Annotated in this window: 28 protein-coding genes; 25 read left to right on the top strand and 3 right to left on the bottom strand. The window is 50.5% G+C overall.

Going from position 1 to position 24,249, the window contains the following annotated elements:
- Nucleotides 1-11 precede the first annotated feature (11 nt).
- From ACFVSO_RS12435 to ACFVSO_RS12395, 9 genes are all read left to right on the top strand, one after another.
- Complete coding sequence (locus tag ACFVSO_RS12435) at nucleotides 12-1,094, top strand: D-alanyl-D-alanine carboxypeptidase family protein (RefSeq protein WP_387473820.1); 1,083 nt, start codon at nucleotides 12-14, stop codon at nucleotides 1,092-1,094.
- Between the two features lie 113 nt (nucleotides 1,095-1,207).
- A complete protein-coding gene (locus ACFVSO_RS12430; RefSeq protein ID WP_387473817.1) occupies nucleotides 1,208-1,861 on the top strand; it encodes a nucleoside recognition domain-containing protein in 654 nt (217 codons plus the stop codon).
- Entirely contained in the window at nucleotides 1,854-2,390 is a 537-nt protein-coding gene (locus ACFVSO_RS12425) for a spore maturation protein (protein ID WP_387473814.1), read from the top strand. Before ACFVSO_RS12430 ends, ACFVSO_RS12425 begins: the two co-directional genes overlap by 8 nt.
- 56 nt (nucleotides 2,391-2,446) lie before the next feature.
- Complete coding sequence (locus ACFVSO_RS12420; protein ID WP_387473812.1) at nucleotides 2,447-3,190, top strand: pseudouridine synthase; 744 nt, start codon at nucleotides 2,447-2,449, stop codon at nucleotides 3,188-3,190.
- 85 nt (nucleotides 3,191-3,275) lie between these two features.
- A complete protein-coding gene (locus ACFVSO_RS12415) occupies nucleotides 3,276-3,806 on the top strand; it encodes a redoxin domain-containing protein (protein ID WP_387473809.1) in 531 nt (176 codons plus the stop codon).
- Nucleotides 3,807-3,817: 11 nt separating this feature from the next.
- Nucleotides 3,818-5,494 carry a cytochrome c biogenesis protein ResB gene (resB, locus tag ACFVSO_RS12410; protein WP_387473806.1) on the top strand — a complete coding sequence of 559 codons (1,677 nt, stop codon included), beginning with the start codon at nucleotides 3,818-3,820 and terminating at the stop codon, nucleotides 5,492-5,494.
- The gene (ccsA, locus tag ACFVSO_RS12405; RefSeq protein WP_387473804.1) at nucleotides 5,491-6,750 is read left to right on the top strand and encodes a cytochrome c biogenesis protein CcsA; all 1,260 of its coding nucleotides are present in this window, start codon (nucleotides 5,491-5,493) and stop codon (nucleotides 6,748-6,750) included. The genes resB and ccsA overlap by 4 nt, the downstream gene beginning before the upstream one ends.
- 27 nt (nucleotides 6,751-6,777) lie before the next feature.
- On the top strand, nucleotides 6,778-7,494 hold the full coding sequence (locus ACFVSO_RS12400; protein WP_116044806.1) for a response regulator transcription factor: 717 nt from the start codon (nucleotides 6,778-6,780) through the stop codon (nucleotides 7,492-7,494).
- Nucleotides 7,495-8,958 carry an ATP-binding protein gene (locus ACFVSO_RS12395; RefSeq protein ID WP_387473800.1) on the top strand — a complete coding sequence of 488 codons (1,464 nt, stop codon included), beginning with the start codon at nucleotides 7,495-7,497 and terminating at the stop codon, nucleotides 8,956-8,958.
- A 115-nt stretch (nucleotides 8,959-9,073) separates the two neighbouring features.
- Here ACFVSO_RS12395 and serA read toward each other — a convergent pair whose 3' ends face one another.
- Nucleotides 9,074-10,666: a phosphoglycerate dehydrogenase gene (gene serA / locus ACFVSO_RS12390; RefSeq protein ID WP_387473797.1), complete on the bottom strand. Its 1,593-nt coding sequence runs from the start codon at nucleotides 10,664-10,666 to the stop codon at nucleotides 9,074-9,076.
- A 222-nt stretch (nucleotides 10,667-10,888) separates the two neighbouring features.
- Nucleotides 10,889-11,797, bottom strand: a complete 909-nt coding sequence (locus ACFVSO_RS12385) for a hypothetical protein (protein WP_387473794.1) — start codon at nucleotides 11,795-11,797, stop codon at nucleotides 10,889-10,891.
- Between the two features lie 78 nt (nucleotides 11,798-11,875).
- On the opposite strand from ACFVSO_RS12385, the gene ACFVSO_RS12380 reads away from it, so the two are divergent.
- On the top strand, nucleotides 11,876-12,469 hold the full coding sequence (locus tag ACFVSO_RS12380) for a CPBP family glutamic-type intramembrane protease (protein WP_387473792.1): 594 nt from the start codon (nucleotides 11,876-11,878) through the stop codon (nucleotides 12,467-12,469).
- The gene (locus tag ACFVSO_RS12375; protein WP_387473790.1) at nucleotides 12,466-12,702 is read left to right on the top strand and encodes a hypothetical protein; all 237 of its coding nucleotides are present in this window, start codon (nucleotides 12,466-12,468) and stop codon (nucleotides 12,700-12,702) included. The genes ACFVSO_RS12380 and ACFVSO_RS12375 overlap by 4 nt, the downstream gene beginning before the upstream one ends.
- On the opposite strand, the gene ACFVSO_RS12370 is transcribed toward ACFVSO_RS12375, so the two are convergent.
- Nucleotides 12,692-13,522, bottom strand: a complete 831-nt coding sequence (locus tag ACFVSO_RS12370) for a polysaccharide deacetylase family protein (RefSeq protein ID WP_387473787.1) — start codon at nucleotides 13,520-13,522, stop codon at nucleotides 12,692-12,694. The two genes, ACFVSO_RS12375 and ACFVSO_RS12370, sit on opposite strands and share 11 nt — an antisense overlap.
- A 167-nt stretch (nucleotides 13,523-13,689) precedes the next feature.
- Between ACFVSO_RS12370 and ACFVSO_RS12365 the strand changes: the two genes are divergently transcribed.
- The 14 genes from ACFVSO_RS12365 to ACFVSO_RS12300 all read left to right on the top strand — a co-directional run bounded on the left by ACFVSO_RS12365 (nucleotide 13,690) and on the right by ACFVSO_RS12300 (nucleotide 24,175).
- Entirely contained in the window at nucleotides 13,690-14,016 is a 327-nt protein-coding gene (locus ACFVSO_RS12365) for a hypothetical protein (RefSeq protein ID WP_387473784.1), read from the top strand.
- A 205-nt stretch (nucleotides 14,017-14,221) separates the two neighbouring features.
- A complete protein-coding gene (locus tag ACFVSO_RS12360; protein WP_387473782.1) occupies nucleotides 14,222-14,836 on the top strand; it encodes a genetic competence negative regulator in 615 nt (204 codons plus the stop codon).
- A gap of 155 nt (nucleotides 14,837-14,991) precedes the next feature.
- Nucleotides 14,992-16,230 carry a Glu/Leu/Phe/Val family dehydrogenase gene (locus ACFVSO_RS12355; RefSeq protein WP_387473780.1) on the top strand — a complete coding sequence of 413 codons (1,239 nt, stop codon included), beginning with the start codon at nucleotides 14,992-14,994 and terminating at the stop codon, nucleotides 16,228-16,230.
- Nucleotides 16,231-16,245: 15 nt separating this feature from the next.
- Complete coding sequence (gene prsW, locus ACFVSO_RS12350; RefSeq protein WP_387473777.1) at nucleotides 16,246-16,944, top strand: glutamic-type intramembrane protease PrsW; 699 nt, start codon at nucleotides 16,246-16,248, stop codon at nucleotides 16,942-16,944.
- 46 nt (nucleotides 16,945-16,990) lie between these two features.
- On the top strand, nucleotides 16,991-17,149 hold the full coding sequence (locus ACFVSO_RS12345; protein WP_387473774.1) for a hypothetical protein: 159 nt from the start codon (nucleotides 16,991-16,993) through the stop codon (nucleotides 17,147-17,149).
- 99 nt (nucleotides 17,150-17,248) lie between these two features.
- Nucleotides 17,249-18,607 carry a germination protein YpeB gene (gene ypeB, locus ACFVSO_RS12340; protein ID WP_387473772.1) on the top strand — a complete coding sequence of 453 codons (1,359 nt, stop codon included), beginning with the start codon at nucleotides 17,249-17,251 and terminating at the stop codon, nucleotides 18,605-18,607.
- A gap of 95 nt (nucleotides 18,608-18,702) precedes the next feature.
- On the top strand, nucleotides 18,703-19,356 hold the full coding sequence (locus tag ACFVSO_RS12335) for a flagellar brake protein (RefSeq protein WP_387473769.1): 654 nt from the start codon (nucleotides 18,703-18,705) through the stop codon (nucleotides 19,354-19,356).
- 69 nt (nucleotides 19,357-19,425) lie between these two features.
- Nucleotides 19,426-19,620: a hypothetical protein gene (locus ACFVSO_RS12330; RefSeq protein WP_387473767.1), complete on the top strand. Its 195-nt coding sequence runs from the start codon at nucleotides 19,426-19,428 to the stop codon at nucleotides 19,618-19,620.
- 133 nt (nucleotides 19,621-19,753) lie between these two features.
- Complete coding sequence (gene cmk / locus ACFVSO_RS12325) at nucleotides 19,754-20,458, top strand: (d)CMP kinase (RefSeq protein WP_387474274.1); 705 nt, start codon at nucleotides 19,754-19,756, stop codon at nucleotides 20,456-20,458.
- A gap of 3 nt (nucleotides 20,459-20,461) precedes the next feature.
- The gene (locus ACFVSO_RS12320; protein WP_387473765.1) at nucleotides 20,462-21,037 is read left to right on the top strand and encodes a lysophospholipid acyltransferase family protein; all 576 of its coding nucleotides are present in this window, start codon (nucleotides 20,462-20,464) and stop codon (nucleotides 21,035-21,037) included.
- Between the two features lie 77 nt (nucleotides 21,038-21,114).
- The gene (gene rpsA / locus ACFVSO_RS12315) at nucleotides 21,115-22,350 is read left to right on the top strand and encodes a 30S ribosomal protein S1 (protein ID WP_387473762.1); all 1,236 of its coding nucleotides are present in this window, start codon (nucleotides 21,115-21,117) and stop codon (nucleotides 22,348-22,350) included.
- Nucleotides 22,351-22,441: 91 nt separating this feature from the next.
- The gene (locus ACFVSO_RS12310) at nucleotides 22,442-23,086 is read left to right on the top strand and encodes a YphA family membrane protein (RefSeq protein ID WP_387473760.1); all 645 of its coding nucleotides are present in this window, start codon (nucleotides 22,442-22,444) and stop codon (nucleotides 23,084-23,086) included.
- The gene (locus ACFVSO_RS12305) at nucleotides 23,086-24,003 is read left to right on the top strand and encodes a YIEGIA family protein (RefSeq protein ID WP_387473758.1); all 918 of its coding nucleotides are present in this window, start codon (nucleotides 23,086-23,088) and stop codon (nucleotides 24,001-24,003) included. The genes ACFVSO_RS12310 and ACFVSO_RS12305 overlap by 1 nt, the downstream gene beginning before the upstream one ends.
- Nucleotides 23,996-24,175 (top strand): capping complex subunit for YIEGIA, encoded by a 180-nt coding sequence (locus ACFVSO_RS12300; RefSeq protein ID WP_387473755.1) that lies wholly within the window; start codon nucleotides 23,996-23,998, stop codon nucleotides 24,173-24,175. Before ACFVSO_RS12305 ends, ACFVSO_RS12300 begins: the two co-directional genes overlap by 8 nt.
- The last annotated feature ends 74 nt before the right edge of the window (nucleotides 24,176-24,249 follow it).

Here is a 24,249-nt window from a genome sequence, read left to right as displayed (position 1 = left end):
GTATACACAGCATGAACAGCGAAAAGCGAAGCAGACTCATGCGCCTAATTGCGCTGTTGATCATCATGTCGTTTATGAGCTGGACAATAGTGCCTGGCAGCGCGACAGCGGCTCCTTCGCCGCTTGGTACGAAGGCGCGTGCATCGGCACTGATTGATGTTCAGTCGGGCAGATTGCTTTACAGTCATGAGGGAGATACGCCGATGCGGATCGCCAGTTTGACAAAAATTATGACGGCGATTGTAGCGATCGAGCATGGCAATATGAACGATATGGTGAAAACATCCAAACGCGCATTCGGCAGGGAAGGTTCGTCGATCTATCTCAGGCTGGGAGAAGAGATGAGCCTATCGAATTTGTTGTATGGACTGATGCTGCGCTCAGGCAACGATGCAGCAACCGCCATTGCGGAGCATGTAGGCGGCTCTGAAGAAGGCTTTGTACTTCTTATGAATCAGAAGGCGGAAGAGATCGGACTTGCCCATTCCCAGTTCCGCAATCCGCATGGCTTGGATGAGGAGGGTCACTACTCCACGGCCAATGATCTTGCCAAGCTGACTGCCTACGCGCTTAGAAATGAAGCTTTTGCGGAGATTGTCAAGACGAGAGAAAAGCGAGCCCCTAATCCCATTGACAGCTGGGACTATCGCTGGCAGAACAAAAACAAAATGCTGTCGATGTACGATGGGGCCGATGGTGTCAAAACAGGCTACACCAAAAAAGCATTTCGCTGCCTGGTAAGTTCCGCCACTCGTGAAGGCCAGCAGCTAGCGGCTGTGACCATCAATGACGGGGACGATTGGGCGGATCATCGCCATATGCTGGATTGGGGCTTCAAGCATTATCCGATGGTGTCCATTATCGAGAAGGGCAATGATATTGCCGGTTATCCGTACGTTGCAGCTCAAAGATTCCATTATCCGCTTGAATCGGACGAGCATAATGCCGTTCATTCCAAGCTTCAGCTTATAGATGCAGCAACTACAGCATATGCGCTTGGCGAGCGCGGCCGTCTGGCATTTTATCTGAACGGACAGCCTATCGGCGCAGTGCCGATCTACGAACCAGGTAACCCCAGATTAGGGAGTCAATAAGCTGATAAGCCAGCGTTTTGAATTTTCATCGGAATCGCTGATTCATCATTGACGGGTGTTCGAGCGGGAGATCGGGAACCGGTCAGTACGGTATGCGGGGGAGGAAGTCAAATATGGTGAACTGGATTTGGTTGTTTTTTATCGTCATAAGCGTAGTTGTAGCTGCGATAACCGGAAAAATGGATACCGTTACGCAAGCGGCTTTCGACGGCGCAAAATCAGGCGTTACGGTAAGCTTTGGTTTAATTAGCATTATGGTATTTTGGCTCGGAATGATGCGCATTGCCGAAGATGCCGGACTATTGACGAAGCTGGCTCGTCTGCTTAGGCCAATTGTACGCTGGCTGTTCCCCGATATACCGAAGGATCATCCCGCCATCGGTTACATCATGAGCAATTTAAGCGCCAATTTGTTTGGACTCGGCAATGCTGCCACCCCAATGGGGATCAAAGCGATGCAGGAGCTTCAGAAGCTCAATCCGGATAAGGACACCGCGACGCCAGCGATGTGTACGCTGCTGGCGCTGAATACATCAAGCATTACGATTGTTCCGACAACCCTTATTGCGATCAGAATGAATTATGGCTCGGCGAATCCTGCTGAGATCATAGGAACGACGCTGGCTGCTACATTCGTAGCAACAGCGGCGGCTATTCTGGCTGACCGCTGGTACCGCCGCAAATCCCAAGCTCCTCCAACCACCCCCCGTCCGCCTTTAACGGGCAAAGGACGGGTACGGCCGACGGGAGGTGGAGAGGTTGTATGAGTTGTTTACCAAGCTGTCATCCTGGATGATTCCCGCTATTATTGTGTTTATTCCGCTTTACGCCGCTATGCGAAGACGAATTCCTGTCTATGAGACTTTCGTAGAAGGAGCGAAGGACGGCTTCGGAACGGCCATCGCCATCATTCCCCCCTTGGTAGGCATGATGGTAGCGATTAGCATGTTTCGTGCGTCAGGAGCCATGGATTTGATGTTGTCGGCGGTTAAACCGGCCTTCGACTGGATGGGCATTCCCAGCGAAGTCGTTCCGCTTGGCATTCTTCGGCCTCTCACAGGTGCGGGGTCGCTCGCTTTTACGGCGGATTTGATTCAGACCTATGGCCCGGATTCCATGATAGGCCGCATCGCTTCGACGATCCAAGGCAGCACGGATACGACGTTGTATGTTCTTACCGTATACTTCGGCGCTATTGCGGTCAGACGTACACGTTATGCGCTAAAGGTTGGCCTTTTCTCTGATATTGTCGGATTTTTTGCGGCAATCGCCATTTGCTTATACATATTCAGGTAGCGGAGCTTGTGCTTTACTCTCGATATCGTTATGATGGAGAGTGAGGTGAAAGAGCATTGGAACGTTTACAGAAGATTTTGGCTCAGGCAGGAATTGCATCCAGACGGAAATGCGAGGAGCTTATCTTGTCCGGCGCCGTTGAGGTTAACGGTGAGAAAGTAACGACGCTCGGTGTGAAAGCGGACGTAGCGGTCGATACGATTACCGTAAACGGTAGGCCCATCAGAGGCGAGAAGAAGATTTACTTAATGATGAACAAGGTGAAAGGCGTTATTACAAGCGCTAAGGACCCTCAAGGACGCAAGACCGTTACTGACTTCTTGCCGGGCATCAAAGAAAGAGTGTATCCGGTTGGCCGGCTCGACTATGATACCGAAGGCCTGCTGCTGCTTACTAATGATGGCGAATTCGCGAACAAGCTGACACATCCCAGCCATCACGTTCCGAAAACCTATCATGCTACTGTGAAAGGCGTTCCGCATGGAACTGCGCTGGAGAAGCTTCAGAGAGGCATTATGCTGGAAGACGGCATGACATCTCCGGCAGAGGTAGAGTACCATGATGTGGACACGGAGAAGAATGAAGCGACGATCTCGATTACGATCTATGAGGGGCGCAATCGCCAAGTCCGGCGGATGTTCGATGCCATCCATCATAAAGTCATACGGCTGAAACGAATCAAATTCGGAGAGCTGGGCTTGCAGCAATTGGGCAGAGGCAAGTTCCGTCATCTCACGCCGCAAGAGGTTCAAGAACTTCTGGGAGCAGCAACCAAGACACATAAAGTTCATAAAAAGTGATCGGCGGCGGCAGTTATTGCCGTCGACTTTTCGTTATAATGATACTAGGACAGCTGTGTCAATAGAACGGGTGGTGAATACATACATGGGTAAGTCGCGCAAGAAGATTCAGATCGTGATCTTGCTCGCAGTGCTGATATTAGGCGGTTATGCCATTGGCTCCACGTTCTTCGGGAAGGACAAGACGGGGCTTCTTAAAGTCGGTGCCGAGCCGCCGAAATTTGAGCTAGCGGATCTCGATGGGAACGTCCGAAGCTTGTCTGAATTCAAAGGGAAGCCGGTTGTAGTGAATTTCTGGGGAACCTTCTGTGAGCCATGCGTCAGAGAGATGCCGGAATTCGAGAGGCAATACGAGAAGTGGAAGGATCACGACTTGGTCATTCTGGCGATTAACTTGAGCGAGGATACGCTCACCGTCAACAACTTTGTGAATCGCTTTGATCTGTCCTACCCCATCCTCCGGGACGTGAACCGTCAAACGGAGCGCAGCTACGGGCTGCGGCAATATCCGACCACGTTCTTCATTAAGCCTGACGGAACGCTGATGGAAGTGAAGGTCGGAGGCATGCTGGAGAAGGATATCGAGGAACGAGTGGAAAGATTGTTGCAGTTGTAGGAGGTCATCACGTGTTAACGGTAGAAAATACAAAATGCGAATGCGGTCATCAGAATGCGGTCGGAACCGTGCTTTGTGAGTCCTGCGGCAAGCCGCTCCTGAAGGACTTGCAGCAATCCGATACGCCGCTGGAGATGCGCTATGACGGAGTGGCCCGCAGATCGCAGAAGAGCAATCAGACGGTGATCGACAAGATATGGAGCTTCTTCTCCTCGGTCAAGATCGCGATCTACTTGATCGTCATTACGTTCCTGACAGCTATGCTGGGCACGATCTATCCGCAGGAGAGCACGTTCATCAATAATTTCGATCCGTCTACCTATTATGAGAATACATATGGTTTGCCGGGCAAGATCTACTATATGCTTGGCTTGTCCCACACGTACGAGAGCTGGTGGTTTATCGGCCTGCTCGTCATGATCGGAACGTCGCTGGTCATTTGCAGCTTGGACCGGGTGCTTCCGCTGTACCGTGCGCTGAACAAGCAGCAGATACGTAAGCATCACCAATTCATATTGCGCCAGAAGACGGTATATACCGCCGATATTGGGGGCGATCCGAAGGAATGGGTGGCGAATTTCGGCGCTCAGCTGAAGCGCAGAGGATACAAGGTGCATCAAGAGGAAGGCCAAGGGACGGCTCTGCTGGCAGAGAAGAACAGATTCAGCCGGTGGGGTCCATACATTAACCATATTGGCTTGATTTTGTTCTTGCTTGCTATTCTGGCGCGCAGTATTCCGGGCTGGCAGATGGATGCTTATGTAAGCGTACCCGATGGCGATACGGTCAAGATTGCGGGAACGAACTACTATATCAAGAGCGAAAAGTTCATCGTCGAGTTCTACAAGGACGAAGAGCTTCCGGAGCAGCTTCAAGGAAAAGCACGAGCCAAAAACTACGAGACGCAAGCTGTCTTGTACGCTTGTGTGAGCGATTGCAATGATCCGCTCAAAGAGCCGGTACTGGAGGAAGTCAAGCGTCATAACATCATTGTGAATGAACCGCTCGTCTATGACGGTCTTAAGCTCTACCAGTTTGACTTTGATTTGACACCGAGGCTGAATGCGGTGAATCCGATTCTGGAGGACAAGCAGACCGGCGAGAAGTACGGCCCGTTCTATCTCCCTATGAAGGATTCGGCGCTGCAGCATAAGCTAGGACCTTTTACGCTAGACCTGTTCGCCAACTACATGGAATTTGCGCTCAATAGCGAAGGAAAGCCAACGACGCTATCTCGGGATCCGAATGCGCCGGCCTTTGTCTTTACAGTCAAAGGGCCAGGGCTGAAGCCTGAAGGCGAGCCGTACATCTACTTCCCGATGCAGAAGGACAAGGTGAAATTCGCACAGGATACGATTAACCGCGAAATCGCGGGCAAGATCGAAATTCGGGTGGACGGCATGGAAAACGTTGACTTCTCCGAGGCTACGACCCATTTGAACGTGCGTGTGGACAAGGCTCTTCCGTATCTATGGGTAGGCGCGGTCTTCTCTATGCTTGGCTTAATCATGGGATCGTATTGGCAGCATCGCCGGATCTGGCTTCGCATCGATGACGGGAAGCTGGCGCTTGGCGCTCATACGAACAAGAATTGGTTTGGCATGCGTTCGGATGTAGCACATGCCCTGAAGAAGATCGGAATCGAAATTGATCCGAAGACGCTAGATAACGGAGGGAAAAACGCGTGAGTTTATTGGACTTTAGCAGTGATGCGTTTATGGTTGCCTTTTTTCTATATTGCTTTGCTTTCATGTTCTATGTCATCGCCATAGCGGGCAAGAAGTGGAGCAACCGCGATCCCAAGATGCATGAGAAGCGCTGGGGCAGAATCGCATTTATCGTGTCGACCGCAGGTTTGGTCGCACATCTCACCTTCTTCTTTACACGCTGGATCGGAAGCAAGCAGATTCCGACAAGCAACATGTACGAGTTCATGACATTCCTCGGTATGGCGATCATGATCGCCTATACGATCGTATATGCCATGTACCGCAAGCCATTGCTCGGCATGTTCGCAATTCCGCTTACGATTATTATAGTCGCTTACGCGTCCGTATTCCCGCAGGAGGTTCAGCCGCTCATTCCGGCTCTGAATTCCGTGTGGCTGAAGGTACACGTGACGACAGCCGCGCTGGGCGAAGCGTTTTTTGCCGTCGGCTTTGCTGCCGGTCTGATGTATCTGCTCCGCGTCGTCAACTTCACTGACAAGACAAAGGAAGCGAGACGCGCACAATTTTGGATCGAATTCACGCTTTATTCGATTATCGTCATTGTCGGCTTTATCGTAGCTGTCTTCGGATTCCGATTTGCGGGCTATGAAGCATCGTTTACGGAAGAGAAGGTGCATATCGATAATAAAGGCCAGGAATCCACGATTGTGGATACGGTCCATTACTATTTGCCGCCAATTGTACAGCCGTATAATAGCCAAATCGTCGAGGTTCAAACGTTCCTTGGCATGGACAAGCCGTTGTTTGAAGCGCCATATTGGATGAACGGCGTCAACGCAGGACGCAAGCTCAACACGGTTGTATGGTCGATTATTGCGGGTACACTGCTGTACGGCGCATTGCGGTTGTTATTCCGCAAGCGTCTTGGCGCAGTTATTCATCCCGTTATGGAAGGCATCGATCCGGATGATCTGGATGAAATCAGTTACCGGGCTATTGCGATTGGCTTCCCGATCTTTACGCTCGGCGGACTCATATTTGCGATGATCTGGGCGGAGATCGCCTGGGGCAGGTTCTGGGGATGGGATCCGAAGGAAGTATGGGCGCTTATTACCTGGCTGTTCTACAGCGCGTACCTTCATTTCCGCTTGTCGAGAGGCTGGCAGGGTCTGCGTTCGTCGTGGCTTGCAGTTATCGGCTTCGTGATCGTATTGTTCACACTCATTGGGGTTAACCTCATTATTGCAGGCTTGCATTCTTATTCCGGTGTATAATGGAGCTTATGAAAGGAGTTGCTTGACATGTCCGACTACGGAAATCGCATATTGGTTGTAGACGATGAGGAGCGTATCCGCCGTCTTCTGAAAATGTATTTGGAGAAAGAAGGCTATGTCATCGATGAAGCCGAAGATGGAGAGACCGCTTTAAGGCTGGCATCCAATACCGACTACGCTCTTATCTTGCTGGATGTCATGCTGCCGGGTATTGACGGGGTGGAGGTATGCTCCCGTCTGCGCCAAGTGAAAGCGACGCCGGTCATTATGCTGACGGCCAAGGGAGAAGAGATGAATCGCGTCCAGGGCTTCGAGGTCGGCGCCGACGATTATGTCGTCAAGCCATTCAGCCCGCGCGAGGTCATTTACCGGGTGAAGGCAATCCTTAGACGCTCATCTGCGACCGCTTTCCTTACGAAGGAACTGAATACGAGCAATAATATTGTATTCCCTCATCTTGTGATCGAGCATGATGCGCATCGCGTCACAGCTGGCGGGCACGAGGTCAGCCTGACGCCGAAGGAGTATGAATTGCTGCATTACTTGGCGGTATCGCCGGACAAAGTGTTCTCGCGCGAAGAACTGCTGAAGGATGTATGGAATTATGAGTTTTTCGGTGATTTGCGTACGGTTGATACGCATGTCAAGCGGCTGCGCGAGAAGCTGAACAAGGTGTCCTCGGAAGCGGCGGCTATGATTACGACGGTATGGGGCGTAGGCTATAAGCTAGAGGTACCGAAATAAATGAAGCTCTGGGATCGATTGGCGCGTTTGCTGTGGCATAGCGTCGTGGGCAAGCTGTGGGCGACCATCATGTTGTTGGTCGCCGTTGTGCTTCTTATCCTCGGCGTTTTTTTGCTGCAGTATATCGATATATGGTTTGACGAGAATTCGTCGCATGATATTAAAGTGCTGTTTATTATTACGGCCATTATTGGATTTCTGTTGTCTACGTTTTTTGCTTTTTTCCTCTCGGCCAAAATCCAACAGCCGCTCCTTCAGCTGAAGAATGCCGCGGATTCCGTATCGCAAGGCGATTATAGCACGCGTGTGCATATCAGCTCCTCTGACGAGATCGGCCAGTTGGCCATCACGTTCAATAACATGACAGAGCAGCTTGATAAGCTGATCCATGCCCTGCACCATGAGAAGAATCACCTGTCGAGCATCTTGCGCAGTATGGGGGATTCTGTCATTACCTTCGATTCGGAAGGGCAGGTCATCTTGACGAACCCAAGCGGCCAATTGCTTATTAATGGCTGGTCGTCGCTGGAGTCCGCATGGGAGCAGGAGCCGTTGGAGGATGTGCCGTCATTTCCCGGCGTGCCAATGCCGCTGAGGCAGCTGTTCCAGCATGTCATGAAGGATGGCAAGGACTTGACCGAAAAAGTCCATGTGCATAGCAGCGTATGGTCGGTGGTGATGGCTCCCTTGCAATCCGGGAACGTCACAAGAGGAGCGGTAGCCGTAATCCGGAATGTAACGGAAGAGCATAAGCTCGATAAGCTGAGACGAGACTTCGTGGCGAACATTTCGCATGAGATCCGGACGCCACTATCGATGCTTCAAGGCTATAGCGAGGCTCTGCTTGACGATATCGTTGCATCGCCGGAAGAGAGAAGAGAGCTAGTCCAGGTCATCTATGATGAATCGCTTCGAATGGGCAGACTGGTCAATGACTTCCTTGATACTGCCCGTATGGAAGCTGGACATGTCGAGATGAACTTTCAGGAGATTGATCTGGGGCTTGTCGTCCGCAGAGTACACCGCAAGTTCCAGGTGTATGCCAAGGAACGTGAAGTAGCCTTGCATGTCAATGCTCCTGAGGACCAGCAGCTGACACTTAAGCAGGCGGATGAGGATCGGCTGGAGCAGGTGCTCACGAATCTGATGGACAACGCGGTGCGCCATACGCCTGCTGGCAAATCCATTACGATTGGAGCTGAGCATCTTCATGTAAGCGGGGAGCCTTATATCCAGCTGGAAATTAGCGATGAAGGAGTGGGCATTCCCCCCGAGGATGTTCCTTATATCTTTGAGAGATTCTATAAGGCGGATAAAGCAAGAAAACGGACAGGCGGCACGGGTCTTGGACTGGCTATTGTGAAAAACCTGATTGATCTGCATCACGGTAAAATTCATGTAAGCAGCACAGCCGCGACCGGCACAACCTTTACACTTCTCCTTCCTGTCGAAGGGAAAGAATAATTGTCACCGAATCGGGAAGGATGTCCGTATAAGCGGAAAATAAGAAAAAGCGTTCCATCGCTGGAACGCTTTTTTTGTTGAAGGTTACCGATTAATCTTGTTGTTCGTGAAACAATTAGGGCAGAATGATTTCTTTCGCTGTGTTAAGCTCAAGCATGCTTGTCAATTGCAGGAGCACTTCCTTCGGCGTTCCTTTGTCTACACGCAGAACCATGATCGCCGATCCGCCCTCAAGCTGACGGCCAACCTGCATCGTAGCGATGTTGACATCGTTGTTGCCAAGCAGCGTACCAACGCGGCCGATAATGCCCGGTTTGTCATTATGCGAGATGAGAATCAGATTGCCCTCTGGCGTAACATCGACAGGGTACTTGTCAATTTGAACGATACGAGGACCGTAGCCTGTGAGCAAAGTGCCCGCTACGACATGTTCTTCTTTCTTCGTGCGAAGAGCTACTGTCACCAGATTCGTAAAGTCTTTCGATGCATGTGACTTCTGAATAACGATGTTCACATCGCGAATTTTTGCAAGATGCATGGAGTTGACGACGTTAACTTGCTCTTGTCCAAGATGATGGGACAAGACGCCGCGAACGATATAACGTGTAAGCGGCTGCGTATCGACTTCGGCAAGCTCGCCTGAGTAGCTGACGACAATTTCTTGTACAGCACCCTCTGTCGATTGGGCAATGAAGCTGCCGAGCTTCTCGCCAAGCGTGAAGTAAGGTTGCAGCTTGCTTTGAAGATTAGCCGGAATCGGCGGCATGTTCACGGCATTCATGAATGGTTCGTTGCGCAGAATATGCAATACCTGCTCCGATACGTCGATCGCTACGTTCTCTTGCGCTTCGATGGTGGAAGCACCAAGATGCGGTGTTACGATAATTTTCGGATGCTTCAGGAATGGATGGTCCTCAGCCGGTGGCTCAACTTCGAATACGTCGAATGCCGCACCAGCAACGATGCCTTGGTCAATGGCATCAACGAGTGCAATTTCATCAATAATACCGCCGCGTGCACAGTTGACGATCCGCATACCCGGCTTCATGACAGCAAATTGCGCTTTGCCGATCATATGGCGTGTCTCTGGCGTAAGCGGTGTATGGACGGTCATAAAGTCAGCCGCACGGACGATATCGTCTACACTGGCCAGCTTGATGCCGAGTTTTTCGGCACGCTCTTCGGTCATGAACGGGTCATAACCCATAATCGTCATGCCGAACGCTTTGGCGCGCTTGGCTACTTCGCTGCCGATGCGTCCCATGCCCAAAACGCCAAGCGTTTTGTTGCGAAGCTCGACGCCGAGGAAGGACTTGCGGTCCCAAGTGCCGCCGACTGTTTTCATGTATGCTTGCGGAATATGACGCGCAACAGCCATCATCATGGCGAATGTGTGTTCACAAGTTGTAATCGTGTTGCCGTCCGGCGCATTAATGACGATGATGCCGCGCTCTGTAGCGGCTCCCAGATCGATGTTGTCGACACCGACACCAGCTCGTCCCACCACTTTCAGCTTTTTGCCGGCTTCCATAATTTTGGCAGTGACTCGAGTTTGGCTTCTAACAAGCAACGCATCGTAATCGCCAATGATTGCTACTAATTCGTCTTCTGTTAAACCAGGATTCTTGTCGACAATAATGTCAGTCGCTTCGACAAGCTGTTGGATCCCAAGATCGCTGATAGGATCGGATACTAGCACTTTGTACATGTAAAACAGGCCTCCTAGAATTGGCGTCGCACGCGGCCACGCTATAATTATGAACAGAAAAACCCTCGGCCCGCACCGCTCAAGAGCATCGGGTCGAGAGTTCAGTCTACGAACGAGTTGGACTTTACTATTTTATAGCATTAGCGCGGTCAATTGCAATGCTGAAACTTGCTCATTTGTGAAATTTTCGTTATGATTCAAGCACAACAGGAGGGAATGCTGTCATTCCGAGTAGAAGAATGGCAGTTGCGGCAGCGTCTCAGATTGATAGAATCTGGCTTTATTCGCGTTGAAATCTCCCGAATCGACAGCTCTTGTGTTGAGCAGAAGATCGACAATGCCGCCGACTGTTTTCAGCTTCATTTTTGATGCTTGTCCCGAACGGATGAACTCATCGACTCGACTTGTCAGATCTTGCGGCATAAAGCCGAATAGCTCGCCGCGTTCGCTCAGATAGGAGACGACAACCATATTTTTGACGATTAGCGAAAGCTTGTCCCATTGCTCTACGCTCATTGGCGCTGCTGCTTTGTAGGCAGCGGGAATGACCGGGTCAACGGAGGCTGCCCACTTCTGCATGGCTTCATAATAAGCCTGCTGAGCGGCCAGTGATTCACCAACAGCGGATTTATAGTTTGTATCGCTTTGAATTTGTTCCAGCAGTTTGGCGGGATCATCCGTCTTGTTAGATGCGGCTTTGGCTGCGGCGTCTTTGAAGTACTTCAGACTTCTGATATAGGCTACCTGGGCCTCCCCTAGCAGAGGGGACTTCTGCATATTGAAGGAACTGGCTTCATCCGCTTTCTGATCAGCCAGCTTCGCCAGATTCTTGAAGGCTGAACCGGCATCGAGATTGCCGCTGCGCAATAGCTTGTCCGCTACAGCGAGCCATTCGGTCTGAAATTCACGGTAAGGAGAAAATACGGTAAGATAGAAGGATACCAGTTCTTGCTGTTGATAAGGTGTAGTGACTTCGCTTTTTTTGCTAGCTTCTGTCTTAGCCGTATATTTGGCCTCTGCCTTCTCTGTGCCGATCTGTATGCCGTAGAAGAAAGCACCTACTGCGAATACAAGCATAAAAACAAATCCAACGCTAAATAACATGGCTGTGGTCGTTAATCGTTTTTCCATAATAAATCTCCTTCTATGTATCAATTATGTAAATACTTATGTAAGCATAACTATTACCCGAGAGCGAGGCGCGCAGCAATGAAAAAATTCGACATACGCAACATACGCGTGCGCAAGGTTAACATTGACGAGATTGATGACCGTATGCTACTTATTAACTTGTATGCTACGCAGGCGCTTACTCTTATTATCGGTATCATATGGATTTTATTTCAGCGTCAAAATTTATTGGATGTTTTGGCCATTCCGAAGCAATTGGAATTCCTCGTGTGGGGCGTCGGACTAGCCGCTGCGGTGATCGCAGTGGACCTGCTTATTTCCCGCTGGGTACCCGAGGAAGCAGCCGATGACGGCGGAGTGAACGACCGTATCTTCCGCACCCGGCCTATCTGGCATATTGCGCTTATTTCCTTTGTGGTTGCCGTATGCGAGGAACTGCTGTTCCGCGGTGCGATTCAGCATGCCATCGGTCCTTATTGGACAAGCATCGTATTCGCAGCCATTCATGTCCGGTATTTGCGTCACTGGATTCCGACAGGCCTTGTATTCTCCATCAGCTATGGCCTCGGCTGGATCTATATTCAGAGCGATACCTTATGGGCGCCGATTGTTGCGCATTTCGTCATTGATTTTGTTATGGGTATGATTATTCGATTCAGGAGGGAGCCATGAGCAGGAAACAAAGACATAGCCGTACATCCAGACCCCATCAACCAGAAAAGGCAGGTGACATGACGAATGCCACGGCTTCGCAGGAAGGCGAGCCGCTGAAGCTTCCGCCAAGGCGCAAGAAGTTTCCTTCTAGTCTCCATAAAGTGAACAAATGGTATTATAATTTATTGTTTGTTCTATTTCTTTGTCTCGTCGCATTTCTGTTCTGGTACGGCAATAAATTCAGTTCGTAAGCTCAATCGTTGCCGGATCGATGAACGTATAGCCCTCGGCTTCAATCTTGCCGAGCAGCTCATCCAGCGCTTCGGCCGTCCATGGCAGCTCATGCATCAAAATGTTGGCGCCGGGATGGAGCTGGTCCATTACATTGCGGATAACCACTTCCGGTTTGTCCCGTGCGGAGCTGTCCCAATCCAGCGAACCATTCGACCACGTCATGTACATCATGCCGTGGTTTTTTGCGATTTCTTTGACGGAGTCCCCGCCAGAGCCGAACGGCGGACGGAAAAACTTCGGTGTTTCGCCCGTCAGTTCCTTGACCATGTTCTGCACGCTGGACAGCTGCTCTTCCACAACCGCCGTCTCTTCGTTCTTCAGATTTATATGGTCGTAAGAATGATTACCGATTGTGCCGCCCCGCTCATGGATAAGCTTTAACAGCTCTGGATGGGCTTTCACCCGATAGCCGTTGACGAAAAAAATCGCTTGGGCCCCATGCTTGTCGAGCGTGTCGAATAAGCTGTTAATTAGTGTCTCGTCTTTGGGACCGTCATCGAAGGTGAGAAGGACCGCTTTTTTGGGAGTCGCTTCGTCAATGGCTACAAAGCGGTAGACTTCATTCATCCGGTACAGGGGTTTTGCTTCTATAGCCGTCTCTGGCATTGCAGACGGTTCCGGCGTCGGCGTGACGGTTGCGGCAGCCGAGGGGGAAGCCGTTGTCTGATTGGACAAGGCTGGAGAAGCGTTGTTACCGTTATGGTCAGCGTTGTTTGCGCATCCCGCTAACACGGCGGTAAGCAGGCAAAGTAGCATTAATTGTTTTTTGATTGTCATGTCAGTCTCCTCCGGCAATAAACGCGATTGGTGTCGATTTGTATTTTTATTCTACCATAACTTCATGTTGCACTGGCGTGGTGCTTCCTTATTTTATACAGAATGGCGTTCTGCGCATACGGCTACACTACTGATGAAAACAGAGCATGAAAGAGGTGTTCAGCCTTATGAAATTAAGCGGATTGTTGTTTGGTGGAATTATTGGCGCAGCAGCGACCATCTATGTAGCGAAGAAGAAACCCGCAACCGTTGCATGGGCGGCGGGTGCAATGTCCGATATGTGTTCGGGCATAGTCCGCAAGACAATGGCAAAAATGGTGAATGCGGATTGGAAGAAAGAGGCGGTGGTCGGATTATCCCCAAAGCCTTCAGACGATACCGCCGAAAAATCCGCAGCCGCTTGGGAACAAATTGAGGCCATTGTGGAGACTGATCCTTCCCTGAAGCGCGAGGTCAATAAAATCAAAGCGGAATCGTCTGCCATGTCTCATTGACGTTCATTACTCGGTTGCAAGAGTCGATCAGGCGCCAATCCATTCTGGAATGCTGCTTGATCGATTCTTTTTTTCATTCGAATTTCGTGCATTCATGCGTAAGACATGATAAAGTAATTACATATCGGTATGAGTCCATTTTATTCACAAGATGGGGATTGATTCATACGCTATTACGACAGATGCTGCAAAGGAGGATCCTGTCATGAAAATCGAGCGACTAAGTCAGGACAGAATACGGATTTTCCTGACGTTCGACGACTTATTGGAACGTGGGATCCATAAGGACGATATGTGGCGCGAGCCGCCTAAGCTTCACGAACTGTTTTTGGAGATGATGGAACAGGCCTATACGGAGCTTGGCTTTGACGCCAGCGGTCCGCTCGCAGTTGAAGTGCTGGCAATGCCGGCGCAAGGCATGGTCATTATTGTAACCCGAGGCAAATCCGGTGGGGCAGGGGATGAGCATTCGAGAGAAGACGATGATATGGAAGACGATATATATGATATGGAAGTGACGATGGAGCAGACAGATATCGTGATGTATGCATTCCGCGATTTTGAAGATGTGATATCGGCCGCCAAGCAATTGCAATCGTCGAAGCTGACAGAAAGCGGAAGACTGTACTCTTACAATGACAAATGGATTCTTGTACTGGAACCAAGTCAGGTGGAGGCGTCTAAGCATCAGGCTGTCATCGCATTGCTTGCGGAATATGGGGAAGCAACTTCCGTCGCGCATGCCATGCTGGAGGAATATGGAAAGGTTATCATGCCTGAGAATGCCGTAAAGGAAATTTGTAATCATTTTCTTTTTTAAGGAAAGGAATCACCGATCGGGAACATCCGAAGGCTATGCCTGATGATGTTCTTTTTTCATCCTTGCTAACCAGAACAGGAAAGCAAACCGGAATACTCAGCGGGTGCGGAGTTCATATTAGTGGTAGATGAGCCGAAGGGGACAGGATGGGTGACATGATGAACGATGTGCTGCAAGCTACTCAAATCGTAATCGAACAAGCGCTAAGAAGATTGGGATACGGGGACGATATGATCGAATTGCTGAAGGAGCCGATGCGGCTGCTTACGGTACGTATTCCTGTGCGAATGGACGACGGTACGACTCGCGTATTCACAGGCTACCGTGCCCAGCATAATGATGCGGTGGGACCTACCAAAGGAGGCGTCCGCTTCCATCCGGGCGTGACGGAGAAGGAAGTCAAAGCACTGTCTATCTGGATGAGCCTTAAGTGCGGTATTGCCGATCTCCCGTATGGAGGCGGCAAGGGCGGCATTATATGCGATCCGCGCAAGATGTCCTTCAGGGAGCTGGAGCGGCTCAGCAGGGGCTATGTGCGGGCGATTAGCCAGCTCGTAGGGCCGACCAAGGATATTCCGGCGCCCGATGTGATGACGAATTCGCAGATTATGGCTTGGATGATGGACGAGTATAGCCGAATCAGAGAATTCGATTCCCCCGGCTTTATTACGGGCAAGCCCATCGTGCTGGGGGGCTCCAAGGGGCGTGAGACGGCAACGGCGCGCGGTGTCGTCATTATGATTCATGAGGCGCTGCGCATCAAAGGGATCGATATCAAGGACGCCAGAATTGTCATTCAAGGCTTCGGCAATGCAGGCAGTTATCTTGCCAAATTTATGTATGAGGCAGGAGCTCGCGTAATTGGTATTTCCGATGTGAACGGAGCGTTGTATAATGAAGAAGGGCTCGATATTCCGCATTTGCTTGATCGAAGAGATTCCTTCGGCAATGTGACGAATTTGTTCCCTAATACGATAGGCAATGAACAATTGCTTGAGCTTGAATGCGATGTGCTCGTTCCGGCAGCGATTGAGAATCAGATTACGGAAGCCAATGCGGATCGGATCCGCGCTTCCATCATCGTGGAGGCCGCCAATGGCCCCACCACTCTCGAAGCGACCCGAATCATTTCAGACCGGGGCGTGCTCCTCATTCCGGATGTTCTCGCCAGCGCTGGGGGCGTGATTGTGTCCTATTTCGAATGGGTTCAGAACAATCAGGGTTATTACTGGGACGAGATTGAGATTGACCAGAAGCTCAGGCAGATGATGATACGCGGCTTCGAGAACGTATACGACATACATCTGACCCGCAAGATCGATATGCGCCTCGCAGCTTATATGGCAGGCGTCCGCAAGATGGCGGAAGCTGTCAGATTCCGCGGGTGGGTGTAGGAAAGCAGGTTAGGCATGCTTTTGTTTTCATTATTGACGGCAGCGATTGCTCCGGGCGTCTCGCTGCTGACTTATTTATACCTGAGAGACCGCTATGATGCCGAGCCCATTCATATGGTGCTTCGCATGTTTGTGCTGGGCGTACTCGTTGTGGTGCCAATAATGGTGTTGCAGCGCGGTTTTCAGATTTGGCTCGGCGACGGACCAATTGCCGCTGCTTTTGTGCAATCAGCCTTCGTCGAAGAGTTTCTGAAATGGTTTGTTCTTTACCATGTGATCTATAATCATACCGAATTCGACGAGCCCTATGACGGAATCGTCTACGCGGCTTCGATCTCGCTGGGCTTTGCGACAATGGAGAATGTGTTGTACGCAATCTATACGCCCTCTTCCTTCGGCACCCAGATTATGCGCGCGCTGCTGCCCGTATCCGGCCATGCGTTGTTCGGCGTCATGATGGGGTACTATCTGGGCAAGGCCAAATTCGCAGTGGAGTCCAAGACGAAGCTGTTTTTGGTCATTTCATTGCTGCTTCCGATTATGCTGCATGGTTTGTATGACTGGATCATCATTGCGACAAAGCATGATTGGATGTGGTTCATCGTTCCGTTCATGGTGCTGCTATGGATGTGGGGCTTGCACAAGATGAACCGAGCCAACGCGAGATCGCCTTTCCGATTCGGCAGCCAGCATGAGGATGAGGTTAAATTGTAGCGCTTCCGTCTATACTGGATCGTATATCGCGATTCAGGAGGTACCTATGGAAGAGGCGCGCGTAAAGGTAACGATTCGCTGCAACCTATGCGGCGAGAAGTTCGTACTCAGAGGCAGACGGGACAAAGGTTCGATCGATACAGGCTTCAAGCAGTGCATTTGCAATAATAGCAACGATCTGGACATTGAAGAACATTCCGTGTAATCCCTGGACGCTTCACGCAAAAGAATACAGAATATGCATAAAGCTCCTTTCCGCAATCCAAACTAACACCAGGTTTGGCATTAGAAAGGAGCTTTTTGCATGTATCGTAGACTTAGCTCAATTATGTTTCCGATTGTTGCCGTACTATTGATCGGCGCTGTATATTGGGGGTACCAGGAGCACCAAGACAAAAACGCGATTCTGATCAAGGCGGAGAATCAATATCAGCGGGCGTTCCATGATCTGACCTTCCATGTGGAGAAGCTGCATGATCAGCTTGGCAATACGCTTGCGGTCCACTCTGCCTCGACAGGCTCTCATCGCAAGGCGCTTGTGAACGTATGGCGGCTGACCAGTCAGGCTCAGAACGAGATCAGCCAGCTGCCGCTCAGTTACTTGCCGTTCACGGAAGCGGAGGACTTCCTTTCTCACATCTCCAACTTTGCCTACAAAACGTCAGTGAGGGATTTGACGAAGCAGCCTCTGTCGGACGGCGAATTCAAAACGCTGCAGACCCTATACCAAAAGTCTGATGAACTCGCAAAGGATTTGCAGCAGATGCAGCGGGATGTGTTAACCAACAATTTGCGCTGGATGGATGTCGAGGTTGCAATTGCGTCGGACGCCAAGAAAGGCCATAACACGATTGTAGACGGATTGCGATCGGTTGAAGGCAAGGTTGACGGTTATCCGGAGATGGACTGGGGTCCGTCTGTCAGCAGCTTGTATCAGAAACGCACGATCAAGATGCTGAGCGGCAATAAGGTAGGTCCAGAGGACGTGAAGAAGAATGCAGCGGAGCTGCTAGGCATCCAGTCAGCCGATATTACGGTTCAAGAAAACGGGAAAGGCACGGATTATGAGTCTTATACTGCGGTTGCGTTCCCGGATGACCCGAGCCGCAAGGTACAGATGGATTTCACTTCTCACGGCGGCCAAATTACGTCGCTGATGAAGACGAGAGAGCTTGGAGGCAAAAAGATCAGCTTCGAGCAAGCGAAGGCCTCTGCGGATAAGTTCCTGGAAGAGCATGGCTTCAAGGATATGAGGGCTGTGACATATGATATCTATCAGAATGCCGGTACCTTTACCTATGTCAGCTCGCAGAACGGCGTGCTGATCTATCCGGACAAGCTTACGGTAAAGGTGGCGCTGGATAATGGAGAGACGGTGGGATTGCAGGCTGGCGATTATGTGTATGAGCATCGCAGCCGTGACCTTCCAAGTCCCATTATGACGAAGGAAGAGGCCAAAAAAACGATTAATCCCGCTCTGAAGGTGACGAAGGAGCAACTGGCGCTCATCGATGGCGAGCTGGGCGAGGAAGTGCTTTGCTACGAATACACAGGAAGCATTAACGGCACGATCTACCGGATCTATATTAATGCGGAAAACGGCGTGGAAGAGAAGGTCGAGAAGATGAGCGCAGAGGATCGCAAGGCTGCTGCTAACTCGTAATTAACGCGATAATTCCCGACTAAACAAAGGAAAGTTCGATATAGCTCCCCTCCATTCGACATGCTATAATGTCTGATATATGGGGGGGAGCTATTTTGTTGCCAACGGTTAATCAAATGCTGTATTATCATATCGCTTCTTCCGACGAGACCGAAGCGGCGATCGAATACCGCTCCAGAATCGCCGACGAAGAAGAGGGAGCGTTACATATTGAATACCCGCTGCATGAGCAGACGGGCAGAACAAAACGGCTGTTTCTGGGAGACGAGCTGTCGGTTTATTTCCTATCGCCGGACGGAGTCAAGCATTACTTCGATTCCCATGTGACCGGATTCAAGGATGATGCGATCAGGCTGGTCAAGATTGTAAAGCCGGACCCCGAGCGCATGACGAAAGTGCAGCGCCGAAGCTTTCTCCGCGTGCCTGCCGAGCTGGAGCTCGCGGTGAAGCTATCGGAGCATGAACGCTTCGTTTGCCATACGGACGATGTGGGCGGCGGCGGTATTTCATTCGTATGTGACGGCAAGTGGGCGCTTCAATCCGGCGGATTATTGGACTGCTGGCTGCTTGTCCCCTATAAGAACGGATCGATCGAGCATGTATCGTTTCAGGCGGAGGTTGTCCGGGTTAATGTCCTGGATTCCGGCCGCAAGCAATGCATGATCAAGTTCGTAAGCATCAGCGATTCCGAGCGCGGGAAAATCATTCGCTATTGCTTCGAGAAGCAGCTGGAGTACAGAAACCGGTAAATAGTTGTAATTCATATGCATAGCTTGGGACTGCGATCGGAATGCTATCCTCTATAGAGGAGGAATTCCATGATTCGTTTCATAGGGAAGAATCGAAGCAGAGGCGACTGGATTAGGCTGTCGGATTATCTAAGCAGCCTGTTGCTAAAGACCGTTATTGCTTTGCTGCTGCTTCTTGGGATCTTCCAGCTTGCAATGCAGAATGACACAATCAGAGGCATGCTGACAAGCGCGGATCGGTGGGAAGGTACCCGCCTGAACTAGCGCTTGTCTTTTGCATCCGGGGCCATAGTGTGGTATAATTTTCACGTTCGCAGGCAATGCCTGCTTTTTCTTTGAAATGGCAGGAAGCATGTTTCATTGGGAAAGAGGCCGTCTTGATTTTAAAGGGGGTTGACTGTACGTGGCGTTGCAAGATGGTGACAGCGACCGAATCAATATTGCGATCGACGGGCCGGCAGGCGCCGGCAAGAGCACGGTCGCGAGAATGGTCGCCGGTCATTTGGGGTACGTGTACATCGATACAGGTGCGATGTACAGAGCTGTAACCTTAAGCGCGCAGCGCTTGTCGATTACAGCTGAGCAAGAGGCAAGGCTCTCGGAACTGCTTCGTACGACTCGAATCCGGCTTGAACCGGGTGAGAGGGGACAATCGATCTTCGTTAATGACGAGGATGTTACGGGATTGATCCGATCGAGGGAAGTAACTCGTCACGTGTCCTACTTCGCCGCAAGCGGCGTCGTGCGTGAGGTGCTGGGCACCTTGCAGCGCGAATTGGCCGTTCAGAAGGGCGTCGTGATGGACGGGCGGGATATCGGCACACATGTGCTGCCTGATGCGGAATTGAAGATTTTCCTGACAGCGTCGGTGAAAGAAAGAGCACTCCGCAGATTTAAGGAGCTGCCGTCCGACCATGGGGGATCGCTCGAGCAGCTAGAAAGCGAGATTGCCGAGAGAGACCGATTGGACGAGCAGCGAGACATATCTCCGCTTATACAAGCGAAAGACGCAATCGAACTGGACAGCAGCAATATGTCTATCGATGAAGTTGTTGCGGCAATCGTAAAATTAAGCAGAACCAAATTGGCGGAGGCGAAGTAAACTATGTTATACGTCATATTTAGGTTTTTGCTGAGAGTGATTTACACGGTGCTGTTCCGTCTGGAGGCTAGAGGCCTGCATCACATACCTGCTGAAGGGCCCGTTGTATTGGCATCCAATCATATTAGCAATCTGGATCCGCCTACAATTGGAGTCAAGGTTCCGCGCAAAGTGTATTTCATGGCTAAGGAAGAGCTGTTCAAGATCCCTGTGCTTGGTCCGCTTATCCGTTCATTCGGCGCATTCCCGGTCAAACGGGGCGGCGTCAGCAAGGATGCGATCAAGTCCGGCATTACGCTGCTTAAGGAAGGCAACGTAATGGGCATATTCCCGGAGGGTTCACGCAGTAATGCAGGAGCGGCCAAGAAGGGCGCAGCCATGATCGCCTTGCGAAGCGGCGCGACCATTGTACCGGTTGCCATCGTCGGCGGCTACAAGCCTTTTAGAAAGACCAAGGTATGTTATGGCAAGCCAATTATTATTACTGAAATTATCGATACATCATCGCCGGATGCTCTGGACCAAGTTACAAATGTGATGATGGTCCGAATCGCGGACTTGATCAAGGAAAATCAATAGGTATGTTTTAAATGCCGCAAAGCGATTGCCAAGCGGATTTAAATAAAGTTGGGGTATGAACTGAGGAGGTTATTTCAATGTCAGAAGAAATCAATGTGCAAGAATCCGTCGCGGAGGAAGTAAGCCAAGACGCGCTAGACAATTTCGTTTCTTTGAAGAAAGGCGACTCCGTAAAAGGTACTATCGTCAAAATCGAAGATAACCAAGCTTACGTAAGCCTTGGATATAAATATGACGGTGTCATTCCGATTCGCGAGCTGTCCCCTGTACAGCTTGAGAACGCAACGGATGCGGTAGAGGTCGGTCAAGAGGTTGAACTGAAAGTCGTTAGCATCGACGACAACAAAGAGAGCCTGGTTCTCTCCAAGCGCCTTGTAGACGGCGAAAAAGCATGGGAAGAGCTGCAAAGCCGCTTCGAGTCTGGTGAAGTATTCGAAGTTGTCGTAGCTGACGTGGTAAAAGGCGGCTTGGTCGCTGACGTTGGCGTACGCGGATTCATTCCTGCGTCCATGGTTGAGCGTCATTTCGTTGAAGATTTCAGCGATTACAAAGGCCGCACAATTCGCGTAAAAGTGAAAGAGCTTGACTTGGAAAACAAAAAAGTGATTCTGTCGGCAAAAGAAGTGCTTGACGCAGAATTCGAGCAAAACAAACAAAAAGTAATGGCTTCCCTGGAAGTTGGCCAAGAGCTGGAAGGTACAGTTCAACGCCTGACGCCATTCGGCGCATTCGTAGATATCGGCGGCATCGACGGCCTGGTTCACGTTTCCGAGCTTTCCTGGCAGCATGTTGCACATCCGAAGGATGTTGTAGCTGAAGGACAATCGGTACGCGTGAAAGTGCTGAAAGTTGATCCAGCTGCTGGCAAGATCAGCCTGAGCGTGAAAGCGGCTCAACCGGGTCCTTGGGACACGGCTGCCAGCCAATTCAATGTTGGCGACATTGTTACAGGCACCGTTCGCCGCATCGTGACGTTTGGCGCGTTCATCGAGATCGCTCCTGGCGTAGAGGGTCTGGTTCATATCTCTCAAATCGCTCACCGTCACATCGCTACTCCGCACGAAGTGCTGAGTGAAGGGCAAGAAGTTCAAGCGAAAGTGCTTGACTTCAATGCTGCTGAGAAGCGCGTATCCTTGAGCATCAAAGAAACAGAAGAAGCTCCAGAGCAGCCAACACCGGCTCCAAGATCGGAACGTGCGCCTCGTTCTCCGAAAATTGAAGAAATCAACAATCCGAACGTAAGCTTGAACAGCTCCAGCATGAGCTATTCCCTGGGCGAGCGCTTCGGCGACAAGCTTAGCAAATTGAAATAATAGATAGGCATAAAGGCTATTCCTGCGCTATGAGCGTCGGAATAGCCTTTTTTTGTTGGTGCATAATAGGGTTACATGAGGTGATTGCGAAATGATACCAGGTTATATCAGTGTATTGCTGCTGCTAATTGTTTCGATATTATGGGCTACAGGCTGGAAGGATGTTTTTGCACCTCATATGCGCACAGGGTGGACCGTTACGATTACGCTTGCCATCGCTGCACTGCTAATATTTCCATTATGGTCATCGCCATTTAGCAGTGAACCCGCCGTCCAGATCCATGCTTCGGCATGGTTGCTGATGGCTGTCTGTGCCGTTTTGTTATGGCGTTCCGCAAAGGAGGGTCAGCGAGGCTACTTGATGTTATGCACGCTCATGCTTGCGATCGTATGGGGAAGCGCTAGAAGCTTATATTCACATGAAACGATGTTTTACTGGATGGATCCGGTATGGGATATGCCCCTCTTGGCGGGTCTACTATGCGGTGCGTTCACATCGGACAGCAGACATCAGCTTGTGCTTGTGGTATGGGGAGCAGCGCTTGGTGACTTCGTAGAGGCCCTGTTCCGAGACGGCGTCATCCAGGCCAGGATCGGTTCATGGGAGTGGTGGGATAGCGTAACTATTGCCTTCTGCTCGGCAGTTGCGGTGACGGTGCTCCTGAGGGCCGGACGTGCTATTGGTTCCAGAATAGGTGCGGTATGGCTGCATCTGAGAGGAGGGCGTTCATCATAATGCTTGCTCTGCTAAAGGAAAATCACCATCTCGTCGGTGTCTTATTGGGCATCGTATTCGGAGTCATCGCCAGACTGCTTATGCTGAAAACCGACTATCGTCAATACCCGACCTACCCGCATGGTCGAATCATTCATATCTCGCTTGGGGTAATCGCTGCAGCTCTAGGCGCTGTTGCCGTACCGGCATTGATGGGCAAGGATTATACGGCCATCACTTTCCTGACGCTGGCCGCCCAGCAGTTCAGAGATGTTCGCAAGATGGAACGGGAGACATTAACGAAGATTGATAGTCTGGAACTTGTGAGCCGTGGGGCTACTTATATTGAAGGCATTGCGATGGTGTTCGAAGGGCGCAATTATCTAGTGATCATGTCGGCGCTTCTAACCAGCCTTTTCTCTATTGTGATTAACGTATGGTTTGGCATTGCAGCAGGATTACTGTCTTTAATTATTGTCTTTAAGCTGAAGTCGGGTCATAAGATTGCCCATATTGCTTCTGTCGAAATTGCGGAGGTTATTGTCGATGGACCTGACTTGTTTGTGTCGGATATCTACATTATGAATGTAGGTCTAAAGGCTAACCAGGACATCATCGCGAAGCGCGGCATCGGCTATATTCTGAAGCCAACCAATCCCAACAGCAAAGTAACGCTCAGCAATATGGGGCAGCGTCAAGCGATTTTATACGATCTTGCCACTATTTTAGGGGTTTATCGGGATGACGGCGAGCCGGCTCTTATTCCAATGGCCAAGCTGGATATGAATGACGGACGGTTAGCTATCTTCATGCTTCCGCAGGAGAAGGACGCGGAGAAAGGACGGGAAATTATTCGGGCCGTGCAAATTTTGGAATCAGCCGTTCGAATGCCGACAGAAGCCAAGGTGAACGAAAAGGAGGCGGGGGAGGTTGGCTGATATTGTTGCCGTTGTGTCCGTCCATCCTGATGAGGTAAAGGGCGGTGCGCCGATATTTATTGCGCCTGATGCCAGGAAGCTAGAGGAAATTGCCTTCCTTTTGGAGAAAATATTGGATGCAAGCGCGCATGACTTGAAGAACGGTACGATCATTCTCGTCGACCATCATTAACATGAAAAGTTAGCCAAGCGCGCTCTTTTTTGCTATGATGAGTAACGTGAGAATTGTTGAAGGAGTGAAAAACC

The organism is Paenibacillus sp. NPDC057967, from assembly GCF_042887015.1.
GTDB lineage: Bacteria > Bacillota > Bacilli > Paenibacillales > Paenibacillaceae > Pristimantibacillus.
This window is presented reverse-complemented; position numbering and strand designations above follow the sequence as displayed.